Source organism: Mycobacterium sp. (assembly GCF_039583805.1).
In the GTDB taxonomy this organism is placed as follows: domain Bacteria; phylum Actinomycetota; class Actinomycetes; order Mycobacteriales; family Mycobacteriaceae; genus Mycobacterium.
Window position 1 is genome coordinate 1 of the sequence record NZ_JAVKSH010000034.1, and the last position, 17,953, is coordinate 17,953.

Sequence of the window (17,953 nt, forward strand, 5' to 3'; positions counted from 1 at the left end):
TACCGGCCAGGACCTGATTCCTGTCGGCAACCCACGTTCACATGTGAGCGAGGCCCCAGCCCCCCATACCGTCTACCGGCAGATGCAGATCGAACGTGACGAACTGACCAACGGTACGCACGCCGAACGCCGGCAGATCGTCGCACTGGTTCTCGACGGGGCTCCGATCAAGCCGCGGCACGCGGAGAACCGACTCGGTTACCGTTTCGGGCAGAGCCACACCGCAGCGGTGATCTGGGGTGACGCATCGAACACCGACCTGTCCGATCTCGACCGCGCCGCCGAGGCGTTGACGCGCACCGCTGACGGCCGCCAGCCGTTGTCGCTGTTGGCCGGTGCCGCAACTCGATGGGTGTGGTTGCCCGGCCCCGACGGACCGGACCTGGGCGGCGTCGCCGCCGCGGTGAGCCGACTGCCGGGAGTGCGGATCGCGGTCGGGCCCACCGCGGAGGGAATCGAGGGCTTCCGGCGCAGCCATCTGGACGCCATCGCCACTCAGCGCCTGGTGGCGCGACTCGAAGCCCCCCAGCGGGTCGTCAGCTTCGCCGACGTCGAACTCATCGCGCTGATCACCGCCGACCCCGAACGTGCTGACCGGTTCGTCAAAAGGACGCTCGGCGACTTCGAGTCGGCGGACACCGAACTCCAGCAGACCGTCCGCACCTTCATCCACGAACAGTGCAATGCCTCGCGGGCGGCCACCCGCCTGTTCATCCATCGAAACACGTTGTTGCGCAGACTGGTACGTGCCGATCAACTGTTGCCGCAACCGCTGGAAGCGACCAGCGTGCACGTCGCGGTGGCCCTGGAGGCACTACGCTGGCGCAGCGTCGAGGGTCAGCCCCGTCAGGGCTTGGCGGCCGTCGCGTCCAACGGAAGCCCGCCCCTCGCCTGAACGGCAGGGTCGGTGATACAGAGTCGGTGATACAGATCCGGTGATGAAGGTCAGGCCATCCCGTCCCGTGTGCTCCCGGGGACCCGACGACAGGACACCACGATGCAACTGCTATTGGTCCGGCATGCTCTGCCGTTGCGCAGCGACCACGGCCAGGGGTCCGACCCCGAGCTGTCGGCGCAGGGCCGGGCTCAGGTTGCGCGCCTGCCCGCGGCGCTGGCGAGGTTTCCCGTCTCCCGGGTGGTCAGCAGCCCGCAGCGGCGCGCGATCCAGACCGCGGAGCCGGTCGCTGCGGCGCGCACGCTTGCGGTCGACGTCGACGACCGCTTCGCCGAGTACGACCGGGACCTGCCGGCCTACGTCCCCATCGAGCAGATCCGCGAGGAGAATCCGCAGGAGTGGGCCCGGATGGCGGAGGGGCATCTGCCCAGCTCGGTCGACGAAGCCGGTTTCCGCGCCCGGGTCGGCGCCGGCATCAGCGACGTCGTGGCGGCGGCGGACCCGGACGACAGCGTGGCGGTGTTCAGCCACGGCGGGGTGATCAACGTGGTGCTGCACGAGATCCTGGGCACCAAACGCCTGCTGTCGTTTCCCATCGACTACGCGTCGGTGACCCGCCTGCTGTTCTCCCGGTCCGGTCAGCCCACGGTGGCGGCGGTGAACGGCACCGAACATGTCTGGGATCTGCTGCCGCGCAATCAGCGCGGGTAGCGGCCGCTCACCGACCGTGGGCGTGTTTCTTGGCCACCCGGCGCAGCTGATACATCCGTGCGGTGCCGACGAACACGGTGATCAAACCGCCGGCCACCGCCGCCAGCAGCATGGCCACGCCCAGCGGCAGGGTCCAGCGCCAGCCGAAAAAGGCGAACTGCGCCGACTCGGTGTTCTGGGTGATGAAGATCAGCAACACGATCAGAATGAGGAAGCCGGCGGTCAGCGCCGCCCACAGGGCACCCGCCCGGGTGAACGTGACCGGCGAGTGCGCGGGCGCACCGTCCGGTGTCGGAAACGGCTGGTTTGGCGATGCGGGCGATTCGCTGCTCATGGCCCTATCTTGCCCTCTCGCCCGGATAAAGTGGCCGAACCGCGCAGAAAGCAACCCGCCGAGCGTCGCCGCGCGGCGCGCTTTACGGTAGAGCGGTGAGACCAGCACCCCCTGACGCGACGCCCACCACGTGGCCGGCGATGTTGACCTGGCGCTCACCCGACGCGGCACGGATGGAATCGGTGCGGGTGCAGTTGTCCGGCAACCGAATCAAGGCCAACGGCCGCATCGTGGCCGCGGCCACCGCCGGGCACCCGGCGTTCGGCGCCTACTACGACCTGCAGACCGACGAATCCGGCGCCACCAAGCGGTTCGGGATGACGGTGACGCTCGCCGACCGGGAACGCCAGCTCGCCATCGCGCGCGACGAGGAGAATATGTGGCTGGTCACCGACCACGGCGGCGAATCGCGTGCGTCGTTTGACGGCGCACTCGACGTCGACTTGGTGTTCAGCCCGTTCTTCAACACTCTGCCGATCCGTCGTTGCGGCTTGTACGAGCAGGCCTGCTCGATTTCGGTGCCGGTGATCGTGCCGGTGATCTACGTGAGCCTGCCCGACATGTCGGTCAGCTCGGCGGTCGTCAGCTACAGCAGCGCCGGCGCGCAGCACGGGATCACGGTGCAAAGCCCGGTTTCCGACACCACCGTCACCGTCGACGCCGACGGTTTCATCCTCGACTACCCAGACTTGGCAGAGCGGATCTGATCACACCGCCGGCCCGGCCCGCGGCGGCCAGCTCCGCGCGCCAGTTCTCCGCGCCGACGGACACCGTGACGATCTCCGGCCGCGAGAAGCTGTCGTAGCGGGTCCGCGCGGCATGCCCGGCTTCGACCAGCTCGGCCACCGAGTTGTTGCGCGCGAGCGAGTCCCGGGCGTCTGCGAGCAGTTCGACGGCCCGGTCGACGGCCGGCAGCAGCTGAGCGGCGTTGGCTTCGCACATGGCCCGCACCAGGTCCGGAGCGCTGACCGCCACCCGGGTGGCGTCCCGGAACGATCCCGCGGCCAGCGCGAACGCCAGCGGAACTTCGGAGGCTGTGACCGCCAGGGCCTCGGCAAGCAGATGCGGCAGGTGCGAGATCGCGGCCGCGGCGGCGTCGTGCTCGTCGGAGCGGGCCGGCACCACCACCGCCCGGCAGTCCAGCGCCAGCGTCATCACCGTCGACCACACCGTGGGGTCCACGTGGTCGTCCACGCTGAGCACCCACGGCGCGCCGGCGAACAACCGCCGATCGCCGGCCGCCCAACCCGAGTGCGCGGTGCCCGTCATCGGATGGCCGCCGACGAACCGGGCCTGCAGGCCCGCGGCGGTGACCTCGCGCAGCACCGCGCTTTTGACGCTGGTGACGTCGGTCAGCGGACAGTCGGGGGCCGATTCCCGGATGTGGCGCAGCAGCGTCGGCAACGCCGGCATGGGAACGGCCAGCACGATGAGCGCGCCGGCGCCGGCGGCGCGGGTCAGCGCATCGGACAGGTCGGTGGTCGCGTCGAAGCCGTCCGCGCGGGCCGCATGCGCGCCTTCCACCGACCGGTTGTAGCCGAACACCCGATAGCCGGCCGCGGCGGCGGCCCGCATGATCGACCCGCCGATCAGCCCCAGGCCCAGTAGGCACACCGGTGTTCGCGCCACTGGTCAAGGTTGGCACATCGGTGGGTGCGGCGGCATCCGACGGGCCCGGTCCGGCGCCGAACGGCTGTTCAAGGCGGTGCACACCGACTACCGTTGCGCGCATGGCAGCGCAGCAGACCTCCGCCAAAGCGGACACTCCGGACGGGTTCGGTGTTGCCGTCGTGCGTGAAGACGGCACCTGGCGCTGTGCTGCGATGCGCCCGCAGGCCTTGACCAGCTTGGCTGACGCCGAGACCGAGCTGCGCGAGTTACGCAGTGCCGGAGCGGTTTTCGGCCTCCTCGATATCGACGACGAGTTCTTCGTGATCGTGCGCCCGGCGCCGGCGGGAACCCGGCTGCTGCTCTCCGACGCCACCGCGGCGCTCGACTACGACATCGCCGCCGAAGTGCTGGAGAACCTCGACGCCGAGATCGCCCTCGAAGACCTCGAGGACGCCGACCCGTTCGAGGAGGGGGACCTCGGGTTGCTCTCCGACATCGGGCTGCCCGAGGCGGTGCTGGGGGTGATCCTCGACGAAACCGACCTCTACGCCGACGAGCAGCTGGGCCGCATCGCGCGGGAGATGGGTTTCGCCGAGGAGTTGTCGGCGGTGCTCGACCGGCTGGGGCGGTGACCGGCGACGACGACCTGATCCGCCGTGCGCTGGCGGTCGCCGCCACCGCGGGGCCGCGCGACGTTCCGGTGGGTGCGGTGGTAGCCGAGGCCGATGGGACCGAGCTGGCCCGCGCGGTCAATGCCCGCGAGGCGCTGGGTGATCCGACGGCGCACGCGGAGATTCTGGCGCTGCGCGCGGCCGCCGCCGTGCTCGGCGACGGGTGGCGGCTGGAAGGAACGACGCTGGCGGTCACGGTAGAACCGTGCACGATGTGCGCGGGCGCCCTGGTGCTGGCGCGGGTCGACCGGCTGGTGTTCGGAGCGTGGGAGCCCAGGACCGGCGCGGTCGGTTCGCTGTGGGACGTGGTGCGGGATCGCCGCCTCAACCACCGCCCGAGCGTGCGGGGCGGCGTGCTGGCCGACGAGTGCTCGGCCCTGCTGCAGGACTTCTTCGCCCGTCAGCGATTGGGTTGACCGGGTGCGTGTTGGGTAAGCTCACCGGCGGTGGCGTGTCCGAGCGGCCTAAGGAGCACGCCTCGAAAGCGTGTGAGGGATAACCTCCCTCCGAGGGTTCAAATCCCTCCGCCACCGCCAACTTCCCTCGGGTGTTCGCCACGACCCGGCTCGCGGGTTTCGGCCGAAGTGGTTTGTCTGCGCGGTTTAATGGGCTGATGCAGCTCGTCACACCCACCGACTCGATATTCCTGCTGGGCGAGTCCCGCGAGCATCCCATGCACGTCGGCGGGTTGCAGCTGTTCGAGCCGCCGGAGGGCGCCGGACCGGAGTTCGCCCGACAGACCTACGAGGCGCTGCTCGCCGCGCGCGACTTCCAGCCCACGTTCCGCAAGCGTCCGGCGCAGCTGCTGGGCGGAATCGCCAACATCGGCTGGGTCTTCGACGACGCCGACGACATCGACATCGATCACCATGTACGGCGCTCGGCGCTGCCCTCGCCGGGGCGGGTCCGCGATCTGCTGGAGCTGACCTCGCTGCTGCACGGCACTCTGCTCGACCGGCACCGGCCGCTGTGGGAGGCGCACCTCATCGAGGGGCTCAACGACGGCAGGTTCGCGTTGTACACCAAGATGCACCACTCCCTGATCGACGGTGTGTCGGCGCTGAAGCTCATGCAGCGCACCCTGTCCTCAGACCCGAATGACGCCGAGCTGCAGGCGTTGTGGAGTCTGCCCCGCCGGCATCGCCCAACCGGCCGCTCACGCTGGCAGATGCTCACCCAGATGGTGGGATCGGTTGCGGCGCTTGGCCCTTCGACGCTGTCGCTGGCACGTGCGGCGTTGCTGGAACAACAGCTGACGTTGCCCTTCGCCGCGCCGCGCACCATGCTCAACGTCCGTATCGGCGGCGCCCGGCGATGCGCCGCGCAGTCCTGGTCGCTGGACCGTATCGGCGCCGTCAAGCAGGCTACCGGGGCGACCGTCAACGATGTCGTGCTGGCGATGTGCGCCGGCGCGCTGCGCTACTACCTGGCCGATCAGCATGCGCTGCCCGACGCGCCACTGGTCGCGATGGTGCCGGTGAGCCTGCGCAGGGAGGACGAGGCCGACAGCGGCGGCAACATGGTCGGCGCCATCCTGTGCAACCTGGCCACCGATGTCGACGACGCGGCGCACCGGCTCCAGGCGATCAGCGACTCCATGCGGGAGAACAAGAAAGTGTTCTCCGAACTGCCGCGGCTGCAGGCCTTGGTGCTGTCGGCGTTGTTCATCGCGCCGCTGGGCCTGTCCGCCGTCCCCGGTTTCGTGTCGTCGACGTCGCCGCCGTTCAACATAGTCATCTCCAACGTGCCGGGTCCCAGAGAGCCGATGTACTGGGGCGGCGCCCGACTCGACGGCAACTATCCGCTCTCGATCGCCCTGGACGGGCAGGCGTTGAACATCACGGTGGTCAACAACGTCGGCAGCCTCGATTTCGGGTTGGTCGGATGCCGGCGCAGCGTGCCGCACCTGCAGCGGCTGCTCGCTCATCTGGAGACCTCGCTGAAAGACCTGGAACGCGCTGTCGGCGTCTGAGCGTGCGCCGAAGGCCGCTGTGGGGCTGGTGCGCGCGGCACGGTACGTTGCAGGTATGCAGACGTTGCGAACCCCCGACGACCGATTCACCGATCTACCCGAGTTCCCCTATACACCAAGCTATTCCGATATTCCTGACGGCGAGGGCGGTACGCTGCGGGTGGCCTGGGTGCAGGATGGCCCGGCCGACGCCGACCCGGTTCTCCTGCTGCACGGCGAGCCGTCCTGGTCGTTTCTGTACCGCACGATGATCCCGGTGCTGACCGCGGCGGGTCACCGCGTCGTCTGCCCGGACCTGGTGGGGTTCGGCCGCTCCGACAAGCCAACCCGGCGCGAAGACCACAGCTATGCCCGACATGTCGAGTGGATGCGCGCGCTGGCGTTCGACGTCCTCGACCTGCAGCGGGTGACGCTGTTCGGGCAGGACTGGGGCGGGCTGATCGGGCTGCGGCTGGCCGCCGAGCATCCCGAGCGCGTCACCCGGATCGTCGTCGCCAACACCGGGCTGCCCACCGGCGACATCTCGATGCCGGAGATCTGGTGGCGGTTCCGCGAGGCGATCACCAGCGCGCCCTCGATCGAGGTCGGCCGGTTCGTGCAGTCGGGCTGCCGCCGCCCGATGAGTGACGAGGTGCGCGCGGCCTACGACGCGCCGTTCCCCGACGACAGCTACTCCGCAGGTCCGCGGGCCATGCCGCTTCTGGTGCCGACGTCGCCGGACGACCCGGCGTCGGCCGCCAACCGGTCGGCCTGGGCGACGCTGTGCGCCAGCCCGACCCCGATGCTGGTCGCCTTCAGCGACGGTGATCCGATAACCGGCGCGATGGGTCCCATCTTCGCCAGCCAGATGCGGGGCGCGCAGGGTGTCAACCACCCGGTGATCCACGACGCCGGGCATTTCCTGCAGGAGGACGCCGGCCCGGAGCTGGCCGGGCACATCGTGGACTTCCTGCGCGCCTGACGCTGGATCTGCGGGCGTCGTGAGAGGGCCCGGCCGAGCCGGCGGCAACACCGTCGCCACCCGACTCGTCCGGCCGGGTGCTCGATGATCACCGGCGCGCCCGCGCGTGGGCCAAAATGTAGGTGTGCGCCTTCCGCTGCGGCCGCCGATCGAACCGATGCTGGCGAAAGCAGCCGGCGCCGTGCCCGGAGACGCCGACGCGTGGTCCTACGAGCCGAAGTGGGATGGCTTCCGCGCCTTGGTGTTTCGCGACGGTGACGAGATCGTGCTGCAGTCGCGCAACGGCAAGCAGTTAGGCCGCTACTTCCCGGAGCTCGTCGAGGCGTTGCGCGCCGAGACGGTGCCGCGCTGCGTGCTGGACGGCGAAGTCGTCGTCCCCCGGCAAGTCGGCGGACGCACCCGGCTGGACTGGGAGTCGCTGTCGGCACGCATCCACCCGGCTGCCAGGCGCGTCACCATGCTGGCGGAGCAGACGCCGGCGCATTTCGTCGGCTTCGACGCGTTGGCTGCCGGTTCGGCGGCACTGCTCGGCGAGCCGTTCCGGGTTCGCCGCGCGGCGCTGCACGAGCTGGTCCTGCCGCAGCAGCGCTGTCACGTCACCGCCACGACCACCGACCCCGAACTCGGCGCGCGCTGGCTCGTCACCTTCGAGGGCGCCGGACTCGACGGAGTCGTCGCCAAGCGGCGCGACGGGCCCTATCTGCCGGGCAAGCGAGACATGTTGAAGGTCAAGCACGTCCGCGACGCCGACTGCGTGGCGATCGGCTACCGCATGCACAAAAGCGGCGAGGGGATCGGCTCGATCCTGCTGGGGCTCTACCGCGGCGACCACCTCCGGATGGTGGGCGGCGCGGCTTCGTTCACCGCGAAGGACCGGCGGGCGTTGCTGGCCGAGCTGGAACCGCTGCGCACCGGCGCCGACGTGATCTGCGACGGCGAGCCCAGCCGGTGGAACTCGGGCGCCGACAGACGCTGGATCCCGATCCGGCCGGACAAGGTGGCCGAGGTGGCCTACGACCAGATGGAAGGCGACCGGTTCCGGCACACGGTCCGATTCGTGCGCTGGCGCCCCGACCGCGACCCGGCCGGCTGCACATTCGACCAGCTCGACGTGCCGCCGGGCTACGACCTCGACGACGTTTTGGACGCGTAATGCCCGGCTCGAAAAAGGAGGCCGCAGAGGAACTCGACATCGGCGGCATCACGGTGCGGCTGACCAACCCGGACAAGGTGTACTTCCCGCGGCTCGGCTCGGCCGGCACCAAACGCCGGCTGGTCGAGTACTACCGCACCGTCGGCGCGGGTCCGATGCTCGCCAGTCTGCGTGACCGGCCCGTGCACCTGCAGCGCTTTCCCGACGGCATCGACGGCGAAGAGATCTACCAGAAGCGGGTACCTCGCGGCCATCCCGACTTCCTGCGGACCTGCCGGGTGACGTTCCCGTCCGGCCGCACCGCCGACGCACTGCGGGTGACCCACCCGGCGGACATCGTGTGGGCCGCGCAGATGGGCACCGTCACGCTGCATCCGTGGCCGGTGCGCTGCCCCGACACCGAGCACCCCGACGAGCTGCGCATCGACCTCGACCCGCAGCCCGGCACCGGGTTCGACCAGGCCCGCGTGGTCGCCGTCGACGTGCTGCGGCCGCTGCTCGACGAACTCGGGCTCATCGGCTACCCCAAGACCTCCGGCGGCCGGGGTGTGCACGTGTTCCTGCGGATCAGAACCGACTGGGACTTCGTCGCGGTGCGCCGCGCCGGCATCGCGCTGGCCCGCGAGGTGGAGCGCCGCGCGCCGGACGCGGTGACCACCTCGTGGTGGAAGGAGGAGCGGGGCGCGCGGATCTTCGTCGACTTCAACCAGAACGCCCGCGACCGCACCATGGCGTCGGCGTACTCGGTGCGTAAGACCCCGATCGCCACCGTGTCCACCCCGCTGACCTGGGAGGAGCTGGCCGGCGCCGACCCAGACGACTACACCATGGCCGCCGTGCCTGATCTGGTGGCCCGCCGCGCCGACCCGTGGGCCGGCATCGACGACGTCGCGCAGTCGATCGCGCCGCTGCTGGGGATGGCCGACGCCGACGAACAGCGCGGCCTGGGGGATCTGCCGTATCCGCCGAACTACCCGAAGATGCCGGGCGAACCCAAACGGGTGCAGCCATCCCGCGACACCGATCTGACCAGGAAAAACAGGCGGCGGTGAGGCTGTGCGTTCGCTGATATGGGGTGAACTTCGTCATCAATATGCCCGCGAAAACTGTTGCCGAACACGAACACCCTCTGTACGGTCCGCACTCATGCAACGGGTACTCGCCACAGCGGTTGTCGTCGCCGCTTCCGCCACTGTCGCACCTCTGTCATCGACGCTGACCCACGCTCGCCACGACCCGTACCAGCTGGTCGATCAGGCATTCATCCTGGGTCCGACCGGCACTGCCACCCCGGGTACGGCGTACTTCGACACGGTGGTCACCAGCTACCTCGACCCCAACAGGTACACGGGCGGCACGGCTGACGCCGTCGCGCTGACCACGCCGGAACAGTTCAGCGGAGTCAGCTACTCGCAGGGCGAGGTGGATGTGATCGAGAAGCTGGCCGAGCTACAGCAGAACGGCGGCATCTCAGCCTCCGACCCGGTTTACCTGTTCGGCTACTCGCAGTCCTCCACGATCCTGTCCGCGGTGGACTCGCACCTGAACGACCCGACGTGGATGGAGAGCGTGCTGACCACAGACGGCGGCAGGAACTTCGATTCGCTGATCAACAGCGACTACAGCCCCGCACTGTCACCGTCGGCCGCCGACGCGGACGCGCAATCCGTGGCCAGCATCGACCCGAGCGACATACACGTGGTTTTGGTGGGCGACCCCGCCGCGGACCCCGGTGACGGGGTTCCCGGGGGATTCGACAACGCACCGTTCACCCAGTTCTGGCTGCAACTAGCTGGCTACCCCGAGATGATGGGCGTGAACACCGACAACGACCTCTCTCCCACCGATGTGTACACCGTGGACGGGGACAACTGGGCGCAGGCGAGTCAGTTCCTCGGCATCCCGAGTTTGTCCAGCTGGCAGCATCTGGCGTACCTGGGGCTCGACGCGGCGAACTTCACCCCGCTGGACACGGTCGGCAACACCGACTACTTCAACGCCGCCGACGGCTCGTTCAACGTGGTGATCGCACTGGCCGACGCTCTTGGTGTGGATCTTGGGTTGGATGGCATCATCCCGGTGTGATGAGAGCTGACACCATTGTCAAGCCCTGCCCCGGGACCGCCCAACACGGGCAAGCAACTTCTCGTATCCACATAAAGGCGACCCCGCCAGACGGGGCACCACATCCCTGGACGTAACTTTTCACGTAGCGCCCAGCAGATCGAGCATCGCGTAGCTGGCGACCTTCGCGCCCAACGGGATCGCGGTTATGTCGACGAGGTAGTCGGGGCTGTGCGGCGAGTACCGACGCTCACAACGAGCTTCGCCGCCGGCCCCGCACCCAATCAAACACCCACCCAGCGACCATCAGGGCGATGAGCGCGAGATTCACGTACCTATGCGACGCCGTGCCGGTTGCATCGACTAGCAGGATTGTCGCGACGATGATCGAGGTACCCCCCAGGACGATGCGCTGCCGACGGACCGATTGCCCGCGGGTTTGTGCACTCCGGCGGGCAGCGGTCATCGCCCCGGCACCGATAGCCAGCCCGATTGCCACAGCAGCGAGGGAGATCACGTAGACGGTCATTCACACTCGCTCAGCTTGTCGACCCCATCCCACAGCGCCTCGATGCCGCCCAAGATCACAGCCGACGCGCCGGAGGCGGGGTGTAAGGCCGCGCCCTATTCGAAGTCGACACTCTGCGCGGCGGGTGCGCCGTTGCCGTGTTTCCACGTGCCCAGCAGCGATCTATGTCCGTAGTCAGCGTTGGCAGTAGCCGGATGAACCTGCCCGTTCTGTGGTGGTGGCGCGGTCGCCGGACCCGCGCCTGATGCCGATCTGGTGGTGCCGTTCATGTCCATCGCCGAGGCGAGCCCACCGGCTTGCTCGCCGTCGGTCGCGGCATAGCGCGCACCCGCCGTGTGGACGTCCGTCGAGATCGCGTTGAGTTCGCGGATCTGCGCGTCGGCTGCCTGTTGGAACCGGCGAATTGCTCGCTGGGCGGCTTGCGCGGCCGTGCCCTGCCAGTGACCGTCCAGGTCGCCCGCGGTCTGTTCGACCTTCGCGATGACGGTTTTCAGCTCCCCGGCGATCCGCTCGAAGTTGGCGGCCTCATGCACCAGGACCGCGGTATCGGTGGTCAGCTGAGCCACTCGGCGAGTATATCGCCGCTGGCAGGACCGCCATCGCGGCAATTCCACGTGGGCGACAGGGCCCGGGCGAGCCGAACCGGCGCACACCGCCGGGCCGGCGTCAGGTTTCTTCCAGCAGCCGCAGCGGGTGCAGGCCGTCGACCGCGCCGACGAACGGCGGATGAATGCTGTAGCCGATCATGCGGCGAATGTCGTCGCTGACCGCACGCGCGATGTCGCGGGGCACCGAGAGGGTGAACGCCTCCATCGGCCGCAGCCACGGCTGGCAGTACTGCGCAGTCACCGCAAGACGATCCCGGGTCGTCGTGTTGGCGCCGCCACCATGCCACAGGGTGCCGTCGAAGAAGACGCACGAGCCGGCGGGCATCACCACAGGCAGGGCGTGATCGTCGGGGCCGGGCCGGCGCCTGCCCCAGCGGTGGCTGCCCGGGTAGAGCACCGTCGCGCCGTTGTCGGCGGTGAAGTCGTCGATCGCCCAGATCGTCGCGGCCGCCAACGGCGCCCGCGGACGTGGGATCGGGTAGAACCCGTCGTCATGATGAGCCAGCTGCGCGGATTCGCCGGGCTGGATGTTGATGGCCTGCAACGCCGACAGCAGGCAGTTGGGCATCAGCAACCGGTCCAGCTGCGCCAGCACCCGCGGATGATCGACCAGCCGGTCGCACACCCGCGTCCTGCTCAGCAGGCTGTAGATGCGCTGGGTGCGCCGCCCCTCGAAAGTGTTGCGTCCGGTGTTCCCGAGCCACGGGGTGACGACGTCGCGGATCTGCCGGCACTGCTCGGGGTCGAGCAAGTTCTCCCAGACGACGTAGCCGTCACGGTCCAGGGCCGCCCCGTCGGCCTCGACGATCGCGCGCTCGACCAAGGCCCCGCTGCTGGGCGTCCACGTGTATCGCCCCGCCAGGTCGGTCCTGAGATCTTCCAGCGTTGTCGCGGACTCCTCGTCGCTGGTCATCGTGCCTTCCTCGTTACAGCACCTCGTTACAGCACCGCGCTACAGCCGGCTGGCGGCGAACGCCGCAGCCTGGTCCGTGACCCCGGTCTGCACGTAATTCAGATGCGCGCCCAGGTCCGCGCCGTCGGAGCAGATCAAATCATCGGGGTTGCAGTAATCCCGGGTTTCCGAGCTGTAGGCCGGGTTGATCTCGGGCAGCGGGCCGCCCCACAGGGTGCTTGACAAACCACTGGCCGGACGGCCGAACAGCACGACTGCGGCGACGTGATCGGGGGTCGGCGGGGGCATCCGGTCGGTGGCCAGCTCGATCACGCTCGCGCCCTGCGAGTATCCGCCCAGCACCGTCTTGGTGTTGGGGCAGCGCCCCACGATGTCCTGCACGTGTGCGCTGACGTCGTCGGCGCCGGCCGACGCGCTGGTGGCGTAATCGTTGGCCGCCGGATAGTTCACCGGGTAGACGGCGATGGATCGGCCCGGGACGTGCGACTGCAGCGAGTCGACGAATGCCTGGCCGACCAGGCCCAGCCCGGGCGGCTCGCCGGTGCCGCGGGCGAACACCACCTCGTCGACGGGACAGGGATCAGCTGAGGCTGACGAACAGGAAAGCGGCGTGACACCCAGGATGAGCGCAACGCCTGCGATGCGGGCGACGCTGGCTAGCTGCATACGTGAATGTTGCCACGTGGCGGCGGTTCGGTGGCCGGGCCCCCGCAGTGCGCGGCGAACGATGCGCGCTGTACACGCGTCGTTACAGCAGCGTTATAGTGACCACATGCATGTTTGTCGTCTGGGATCCCTGGTCCGCGCGGGCGTGGCGGTGCTCGCTGTCGGGGCCGCAGCAGCGGTTGTCACCCCGGTCGCGAGCGCCGACTCCACCGAAGACTTCCCGATCCCGCGCAGAATGATCGAAACCACCTGCACTCCCGAGCAGATACTGGCCGCCGCCCGAGATTACGCCCCGGTGTACTACGAGCGGTACATGACCGACTACCGCAACCACCCGAACGTCCAGCAGGCTACGCAGGACAAGGCGCATTGGTTCTACTCGTTGTCGCCGGCGGACCGCAGAGACTATTCTCAGCATTTCTACGACACCGCGCCCTTCCCCGCCGCCCCGCTCTGGGTGGCCTGGCCCAACCACATGAAGATCTTCTGGAACAACAAGGGCGTCGTCGCCAAGGAAACCGAGAATTGCGCAAAATACCCCCCCGGGGACATGTCCGTGTGGGACTGGTGAACGGCCTCCGATGAGGACGCCGGCATCAACCGGTCAGAGGCGCGCGCTGTGGTACGCCCCCGGCGGGGCGCGGGTCGGCCGAAGCAGGGTCGACTGAACGCGACGCCGCGGCCGTCAATGAGGTTCGTGTCGGTTGGCTCAACGGTCACCTGGGACATCCGTCGGGCCGCGCCGGCTGGATCAAGGGAACTGGGTAAAGGGAAACCGTGGTGTTCGCGGTTCTGAAGCGGCTGTGGATACCGCTGGTGATGGCGGCCGTCGTGGTTGTCGGGGGGTTCGCCGTGTGGCGGCTGCACGGCGTCTTCGGGTCCCAGCAGCACACGTCCTACTCCGACACCGCGGTCGACGAGAGCAAACCCTACGACCCCAAGCGGTTGACCTACGAAGTTTTCGGGCCCCCGGGCACCGTCGCCGACATCAGCTACTTCGACGTCAATTCGGACCCGCAGCGGGTCAATGGAGTGCACCTGCCCTGGTCCGAGCAGATCACGACGAACCAGATGTCGGTCGTGGGCAACGTCGTCGCACAGGGCGACAGTGACAGCATCGGCTGCCGAATTCTGCTGGACGGCAAGGTCAAAGCCGAGAAGATCTCGCACGAAGTGCACGCTTTCACCTTCTGCCTTCTCAAGGGTGCGTGACTGCCGCGTCCGCCGGCAGTGACCACGCCACGCCCCCGGTTGCGGCGCGCAGGATTCGCCGACTGTCGGTTGCCGTCATCGTGGGCTGATCGGCGCCGCATCACCCACGACAGGTCAACTACGGCGCGACTCCTGCACGAGCAGCTCGCCCACCCCCGGTCGGGGCGGGTCGGGCGGTGACGGCTGGCGGGCCGGCCGGGTGCGCACCCGCTGCGGCCACCAGAACCATCGGCCGAGCAGTGCTGCGATCGACGGCGTCATGAACGAGCGCACCACCAACGTGTCGAAGAGCAGACCCAGACCGATGGTGGTGCCGACCTGCCCGATCACCCGCAGGTCGCTGATCACCATCGACATCATGGTGAACGCGAAAACCAAGCCGGCCGAGGTGACGACGGAGCCGCTGCCGCCCATGGCGCGGATGATGCCGGTCTTCAGCCCGGCATGGATCTCCTCCTTGAACCGCGCCACCAGCAGCAGGTTGTAGTCCGAGCCGACCGCCAACAAGATGATCACCGACATCGCCAGCACCATCCAGTGCAGCTCGAGTCCGATGATGTGCTGCCAGATCAGCACGGACAGCCCGAAGGCGCTGCCCAGTGACAGCACCACGGTGCCGACGATGACGGCGGCTGCGACCACGCTTCGCGTGATGATCAGCATGATGATGAAAATCAAGCACAGCGAAGCGATTCCGGCGATGACCAAGTCGTACATGGAGCCGGTCGACATGTCCTTGTACATGGCGGCGGTGCCGCCGAGGTAGACCTTTGAGCCCTCCAGCGGCGTGCCCTTGATGGCCTCGTGCACAGCGTGCTTGATCGGCGCGATGTGTGAGATGCCCTCCGGCGACATCGGATCGCCCTCGTGCGAGATGATCATCCGGACCGAATGCCCGTCCGGAGACAGGAACATCTTCATACCGCGTTTGAAGTCGGGGTTGTCGAAGGCCTCCGGCGGCATGTAGAACGAGTCGTCGTTTTTCGAGGCGTCGAAGGCGTGGCCCATCGCCGACTGGTTGTCCATCATCGCCTGCATCTGGTCCTGCAGGCCGCCCATGGTCTGCTGCATCGTCAGCATCATGGTCTTCATGGTCTGCATGGTGACGATCATCGGCGGCAGGATGGTGAGCATCTGCGGCAGCAGCGTATCCAGATGATCCAGCTCTTTGTTGAGATCGCCGAGCTTCTCGTCAATCTGATCTACACCGTCGAGCGCGTTGAAAATAGACCTCAGCGACCAGCAGATGGGAATGTCGAAGCAGTGCTTCTCCCAATAGAAGTAGCTGCGGATCGGCCGCCAGAAATCATCGAAATTCGCGATGTCATCTCTCAGCTCATCAGTCACAGCCGTGATTTCCTTCGTCTTGGTGACCATGCGGTGGGTGGTCTCGGACATCTGCCGCACCAGGTTGAGCATCTCCGTCATCGACTCGATGGTCTTCTGCATCTCGTCGCCCATCTTCAGCATGTCCTGCATGCGATCCTGCATGTACTTCATGTTCAGGATCTGGGTGGTGCCCTGCATGCTCATCGCGAATGGGATCGTCGTGTGTTCGATCGGCGTTCCCAACGGCCGGGTGATGGCCTGCACACGCCCGATACCGGACACCTGGAAGACGGCCTTGGCCACCTTGTTGATCACCAGGAAATCGGCCGGATTGCGCATGTCGTGATCGGTTTCGATGAGCAGCAGCTCGGGGTTCATCCGGGCTTGTGAGAAATGCCGGTCGGCAGCCTGGTATCCCACGTTCGCCGGGATGTCGGTCGGCATGTACCGGCGGTCGTTGTAGCTGGTGCGGTACCCGGGCAGGGTGAGCAGGCCGACCAGCGCGATCGCCACCGTCGCCACCAGAACGGGACCCGGCCAGCGCACCACAACCGCGCCGATCTTGCGCCAGCCCCGGATCCGCATCGCCCGTTTGGGCTCCAGCAGCCCGAAACGGCTCGCGACCGCGACGACGGCCGCTCCGAGGGTGAGCGCGGCGAACACCACCACGACCATGCCGATCGCCAGCGGGACACCCAACGACTGGAAATACGGCAGCCGGGTGAAGCGCAGGCAGAAGGTGGCGCCGGCGATCGTCAGCCCCGAACCCAGGATCACGTGGCCCGTCCCGCGGTACATCGTGTAGAAGGCGGACTCCCGGTCCTCCCCGGTGGTGCGCGCTTCCTGGTAGCGGCCGAACAGGAAGATGGCGTAGTCCGTCGCGGCCGCGATGGCGAGCATGACCAGCAGATTGACCGCGAACGTCGACAAACCGATGATGTGGTGATATCCCAGGAACGCCACCACCCCCCGGGCCGCCGCCAGCTCCGTGAAGACCATCCCCAGCACCAGCAACACCGTCGCGACCGACCGGTAGACGAACAGCAGCATCACGATGATCACCAGGAAGGTGAGCGTGGTGATCGTCTTCAGGCTGCGGTCGCCGGCGAGGTGCTGGTCAGCGGCGAGCGCGGAGCCGCCGGTCACGTAGGCCTTGACCCCCGCGGGGGCCGGGATGCTCTTGATGATGTTCTGGACGGCCTCGACCGAGTCGTTGGCCAGGCTCTCGCCCATGTTGCCGGCGAGATAGACCTGGACGTAGGCGGCCTTGCCGTCGGGGCTCTGCGAACCCGCCGCGGTCAGCGGGTCACTCCAGAAGTCCTGGATGTGCTCGACGTGTGTGGTGTCGCCTCTGAGCTTGGCGACCAGCTCGTCGTAGTAGTGGTGTGCGTCGTCGCCCAGCGGTTGCTGCCCCTCCAGCACGATCATGGCCGAGCTGTCGGAGTCGAATTCTTTGAACACCTGACCCACGCGCTTCATCGCGACCATCGCCGGCGCGTCTTTGGGTGCCATCGACACCGAGCGCATCTTCCCGACCGCGTCCAGCTGGGGGACGACGACGTTCAGGACGACCGTCATCGCCAGCCACACCAGGATGATCGGGACCGCCAGCCGGAAGATCCACCGCGGCAGCCGCGCGCGCACCAGCGCGATGGGCGTCGGTTCGCGCGGTACCGGCTGGGCGTCGGTCGGGGCGTCGGTGAGCGCGGTCATCCGGACTTCACCAGGCAGAAGGTCTGGGCATTCACGCCGTTGGAGATCCTCTCGTCTTTGACCACACCGTCGACGGTGATGCGGCAACCGATGGTGTCGCTGTGGCCCTGCGCCACGATGTTGGGGCTCACCGCGGGGTCGGTGGTCGACAACTTGAGCGACCACGGCAGCGGCGCACCGTCCACGCGCTGCGGTGTCGCATTGAGGTCCAGGTAGTTGATGTCCGCCGCGCTCCCGGTCGGGCCGAAGATGTCGTAGACCACCACTTTGGGGTGGAAGGGTTTGGTGTCCTCGAAGACGTTTGACGCGCCCTCGCCGCTGCCGTGGTCGCCGAAGTAGCCACGGACCCGGAACACCGTGAACCCGCCGACCGCGACGACCACAACGATGAGCAGGGGCAACCACACGCGCTTGACAGCGGCGAACATCCCAGCCTCACCCCTTCCGTCGGATCGCGAGCGGTTTCGTCGGATCGCGAGCGGGCCGCAGACGGTCGCCGCCCGCCGCCGACGGTCGACTCGACTGAGCCGTCCTCCACACTGTCCACTTAGATTAGTTGGTCTAAGGTAATGTCGCCATAGCCGCGGCGGAAATGTCCACCCGCCCGTCGG

Annotated in this window: 20 protein-coding genes and 1 tRNA gene; 13 read left to right on the forward strand and 8 right to left on the reverse strand. The window is 67.9% G+C overall.

Features of this window, described 5'->3' with window-relative positions; translation table 11 throughout:
• Nucleotides 1–895: helix-turn-helix domain-containing protein (locus tag ABDW21_RS06485; RefSeq protein ID WP_343710199.1), on the forward strand; the 895-nt coding region annotated here is incomplete at its 5' end.
• A gap of 102 nt (nucleotides 896–997) precedes the next feature.
• Complete coding sequence (locus tag ABDW21_RS06490; RefSeq protein ID WP_343601594.1) at nucleotides 998–1,606, forward strand: histidine phosphatase family protein; 609 nt, start codon at nucleotides 998–1,000, stop codon at nucleotides 1,604–1,606.
• 7 nt (nucleotides 1,607–1,613) lie between these two features.
• On the opposite strand, the gene ABDW21_RS06495 is transcribed toward ABDW21_RS06490, so the two are convergent.
• The gene (locus ABDW21_RS06495; protein ID WP_343601592.1) at nucleotides 1,614–1,940 is read right to left on the reverse strand and encodes a lipopolysaccharide assembly protein LapA domain-containing protein; all 327 of its coding nucleotides are present in this window, start codon (nucleotides 1,938–1,940) and stop codon (nucleotides 1,614–1,616) included.
• A gap of 140 nt (nucleotides 1,941–2,080) precedes the next feature.
• Here ABDW21_RS06495 and ABDW21_RS06500 point away from each other — a divergent pair, with 140 nt between their 5' ends.
• A complete protein-coding gene (locus ABDW21_RS06500; protein ID WP_343601601.1) occupies nucleotides 2,081–2,647 on the forward strand; it encodes a putative glycolipid-binding domain-containing protein in 567 nt (188 codons plus the stop codon).
• On the opposite strand, the gene ABDW21_RS06505 is transcribed toward ABDW21_RS06500, so the two are convergent.
• Nucleotides 2,610–3,554: a prephenate dehydrogenase gene (locus ABDW21_RS06505; protein WP_343601600.1), complete on the reverse strand. Its 945-nt coding sequence runs from the start codon at nucleotides 3,552–3,554 to the stop codon at nucleotides 2,610–2,612. The genes ABDW21_RS06500 and ABDW21_RS06505 overlap by 38 nt on opposite strands.
• Nucleotides 3,555–3,670: 116 nt before the next feature.
• Here ABDW21_RS06505 and ABDW21_RS06510 point away from each other — a divergent pair, with 116 nt between their 5' ends.
• From ABDW21_RS06510 to ABDW21_RS06545, 8 genes are all read left to right on the forward strand, one after another.
• On the forward strand, nucleotides 3,671–4,183 hold the full coding sequence (locus ABDW21_RS06510) for a tRNA adenosine deaminase-associated protein (RefSeq protein ID WP_343601591.1): 513 nt from the start codon (nucleotides 3,671–3,673) through the stop codon (nucleotides 4,181–4,183).
• Complete coding sequence (locus ABDW21_RS06515; RefSeq protein WP_343601590.1) at nucleotides 4,180–4,638, forward strand: nucleoside deaminase; 459 nt, start codon at nucleotides 4,180–4,182, stop codon at nucleotides 4,636–4,638. Before ABDW21_RS06510 ends, ABDW21_RS06515 begins: the two co-directional genes overlap by 4 nt.
• A gap of 29 nt (nucleotides 4,639–4,667) precedes the next feature.
• Nucleotides 4,668–4,758 (forward strand) — tRNA-Ser (locus ABDW21_RS06520).
• Nucleotides 4,759–4,835: 77 nt separating this feature from the next.
• Nucleotides 4,836–6,194: a wax ester/triacylglycerol synthase family O-acyltransferase gene (locus ABDW21_RS06525; protein ID WP_343601588.1), complete on the forward strand. Its 1,359-nt coding sequence runs from the start codon at nucleotides 4,836–4,838 to the stop codon at nucleotides 6,192–6,194.
• A gap of 55 nt (nucleotides 6,195–6,249) precedes the next feature.
• Complete coding sequence (locus tag ABDW21_RS06530) at nucleotides 6,250–7,155, forward strand: haloalkane dehalogenase (protein WP_343710200.1); 906 nt, start codon at nucleotides 6,250–6,252, stop codon at nucleotides 7,153–7,155.
• 124 nt (nucleotides 7,156–7,279) lie between these two features.
• Nucleotides 7,280–8,308 carry an ATP-dependent DNA ligase gene (locus tag ABDW21_RS06535; RefSeq protein ID WP_343601584.1) on the forward strand — a complete coding sequence of 343 codons (1,029 nt, stop codon included), beginning with the start codon at nucleotides 7,280–7,282 and terminating at the stop codon, nucleotides 8,306–8,308.
• Nucleotides 8,308–9,360, forward strand: coding sequence for a DNA polymerase domain-containing protein (locus ABDW21_RS06540; protein WP_343601583.1), 1,053 nt, complete (start codon nucleotides 8,308–8,310; stop codon nucleotides 9,358–9,360). The genes ABDW21_RS06535 and ABDW21_RS06540 overlap by 1 nt, the downstream gene beginning before the upstream one ends.
• Nucleotides 9,361–9,454: 94 nt before the next feature.
• The gene (locus ABDW21_RS06545; RefSeq protein WP_343601581.1) at nucleotides 9,455–10,393 is read left to right on the forward strand and encodes a hypothetical protein; all 939 of its coding nucleotides are present in this window, start codon (nucleotides 9,455–9,457) and stop codon (nucleotides 10,391–10,393) included.
• Between the two features lie 229 nt (nucleotides 10,394–10,622).
• On the opposite strand, the gene ABDW21_RS06550 is transcribed toward ABDW21_RS06545, so the two are convergent.
• From ABDW21_RS06550 to ABDW21_RS06565, 4 genes are all read right to left on the reverse strand, one after another.
• On the reverse strand, nucleotides 10,623–10,901 hold the full coding sequence (locus ABDW21_RS06550; RefSeq protein ID WP_343601580.1) for a hypothetical protein: 279 nt from the start codon (nucleotides 10,899–10,901) through the stop codon (nucleotides 10,623–10,625).
• Between the two features lie 95 nt (nucleotides 10,902–10,996).
• On the reverse strand, nucleotides 10,997–11,467 hold the full coding sequence (locus tag ABDW21_RS06555) for a WXG100 family type VII secretion target (protein WP_343601579.1): 471 nt from the start codon (nucleotides 11,465–11,467) through the stop codon (nucleotides 10,997–10,999).
• Nucleotides 11,468–11,567: 100 nt separating this feature from the next.
• Entirely contained in the window at nucleotides 11,568–12,422 is an 855-nt protein-coding gene (locus ABDW21_RS06560) for a phytanoyl-CoA dioxygenase family protein (protein WP_343601578.1), read from the reverse strand.
• Nucleotides 12,423–12,461: 39 nt separating this feature from the next.
• On the reverse strand, nucleotides 12,462–13,088 hold the full coding sequence (locus ABDW21_RS06565) for a cutinase family protein (protein ID WP_343601577.1): 627 nt from the start codon (nucleotides 13,086–13,088) through the stop codon (nucleotides 12,462–12,464).
• Between the two features lie 106 nt (nucleotides 13,089–13,194).
• Here ABDW21_RS06565 and ABDW21_RS06570 point away from each other — a divergent pair, with 106 nt between their 5' ends.
• Nucleotides 13,195–13,659 (forward strand): DUF5078 domain-containing protein, encoded by a 465-nt coding sequence (locus tag ABDW21_RS06570; RefSeq protein WP_343601576.1) that lies wholly within the window; start codon nucleotides 13,195–13,197, stop codon nucleotides 13,657–13,659.
• A 221-nt stretch (nucleotides 13,660–13,880) separates the two neighbouring features.
• Complete coding sequence (locus ABDW21_RS06575; RefSeq protein ID WP_343601599.1) at nucleotides 13,881–14,300, forward strand: MmpS family protein; 420 nt, start codon at nucleotides 13,881–13,883, stop codon at nucleotides 14,298–14,300.
• Between the two features lie 114 nt (nucleotides 14,301–14,414).
• Here the strand turns inward: ABDW21_RS06575 and ABDW21_RS06580 are convergent, their stop codons facing one another.
• Both ABDW21_RS06580 and ABDW21_RS06585 read right to left on the reverse strand, forming a co-directional pair.
• Nucleotides 14,415–17,342 carry an MMPL family transporter gene (locus tag ABDW21_RS06580; protein ID WP_343601575.1) on the reverse strand — a complete coding sequence of 976 codons (2,928 nt, stop codon included), beginning with the start codon at nucleotides 17,340–17,342 and terminating at the stop codon, nucleotides 14,415–14,417.
• Complete coding sequence (locus ABDW21_RS06585; protein ID WP_343601574.1) at nucleotides 17,339–17,770, reverse strand: MmpS family protein; 432 nt, start codon at nucleotides 17,768–17,770, stop codon at nucleotides 17,339–17,341. The genes ABDW21_RS06580 and ABDW21_RS06585 overlap by 4 nt, the downstream gene beginning before the upstream one ends.
• Nucleotides 17,771–17,953 lie beyond the last annotated feature (183 nt).

What these genes read in the sequence shown, in the direction of transcription:
- ABDW21_RS06490 (WP_343601594.1), top strand. Translation starts at nt 998, where the DNA reads ATGCAACTGCTATTGGTCCGGCATGCTCTGCCGTTGCGCAGCGACCAC.
- ABDW21_RS06495 (WP_343601592.1), bottom strand. Translation starts at nt 1,940, where the DNA reads ATGAGCAGCGAATCGCCCGCATCGCCAAACCAGCCGTTTCCGACACCG.
- ABDW21_RS06500 (WP_343601601.1), top strand. Translation starts at nt 2,081, where the DNA reads ATGTTGACCTGGCGCTCACCCGACGCGGCACGGATGGAATCGGTGCGG.
- ABDW21_RS06510 (WP_343601591.1), top strand. Translation starts at nt 3,671, where the DNA reads ATGGCAGCGCAGCAGACCTCCGCCAAAGCGGACACTCCGGACGGGTTC.
- ABDW21_RS06525 (WP_343601588.1), top strand. Translation starts at nt 4,836, where the DNA reads ATGCAGCTCGTCACACCCACCGACTCGATATTCCTGCTGGGCGAGTCC.
- ABDW21_RS06530 (WP_343710200.1), top strand. Translation starts at nt 6,250, where the DNA reads ATGCAGACGTTGCGAACCCCCGACGACCGATTCACCGATCTACCCGAG.
- ABDW21_RS06540 (WP_343601583.1), top strand. Translation starts at nt 8,308, where the DNA reads ATGCCCGGCTCGAAAAAGGAGGCCGCAGAGGAACTCGACATCGGCGGC.
- ABDW21_RS06545 (WP_343601581.1), top strand. Translation starts at nt 9,455, where the DNA reads ATGCAACGGGTACTCGCCACAGCGGTTGTCGTCGCCGCTTCCGCCACT.
- ABDW21_RS06550 (WP_343601580.1), bottom strand. Translation starts at nt 10,901, where the DNA reads ATGACCGTCTACGTGATCTCCCTCGCTGCTGTGGCAATCGGGCTGGCT.
- ABDW21_RS06560 (WP_343601578.1), bottom strand. Translation starts at nt 12,422, where the DNA reads ATGACCAGCGACGAGGAGTCCGCGACAACGCTGGAAGATCTCAGGACC.
- ABDW21_RS06565 (WP_343601577.1), bottom strand. Translation starts at nt 13,088, where the DNA reads ATGCAGCTAGCCAGCGTCGCCCGCATCGCAGGCGTTGCGCTCATCCTG.
- ABDW21_RS06570 (WP_343601576.1), top strand. Translation starts at nt 13,195, where the DNA reads ATGCATGTTTGTCGTCTGGGATCCCTGGTCCGCGCGGGCGTGGCGGTG.
- ABDW21_RS06580 (WP_343601575.1), bottom strand. Translation starts at nt 17,342, where the DNA reads ATGACCGCGCTCACCGACGCCCCGACCGACGCCCAGCCGGTACCGCGC.
- ABDW21_RS06585 (WP_343601574.1), bottom strand. Translation starts at nt 17,770, where the DNA reads ATGTTCGCCGCTGTCAAGCGCGTGTGGTTGCCCCTGCTCATCGTTGTG.